At 56.9% G+C, this 260-nt stretch carries 1 rRNA gene; it reads right to left on the reverse strand.

Going from position 1 to position 260, the window contains the following annotated elements:
- Nucleotides 1–102, reverse strand: a 5S ribosomal RNA gene (gene rrf / locus SLS51_RS23690); the annotation flags it as partial.
- Nucleotides 103–260: the final 158 nt, after the last annotated feature.

Below are 260 nucleotides of genomic sequence, written 5' to 3' on the forward strand. Positions count from 1 at the left end.
TACTCTCGCATGGGGAGACCCCACACTACCATCGGCGCTACGGCGTTTCACTGCTGAGTTCGGCATGGGGTCAGGTGGGACCGCCGCGCTATCGCCGCCAGGCATATTCGGTTTTCTTCCGGCCGTTGTCGCTCTTCTGCCACAACCACCCGAATCAATCGCTGAACAAGCTGAATATTCCTCTCTCTTCTGACAACCGGCTTCTGCCGGCTGCCCTCTGAACACCAAAACACCTTCGGTGTTGTAAGGTTAAGCCTCTC

The organism is Photorhabdus africana, from assembly GCF_035181445.1.
Classification (GTDB): Bacteria; Pseudomonadota; Gammaproteobacteria; order Enterobacterales; family Enterobacteriaceae; genus Photorhabdus; species Photorhabdus laumondii.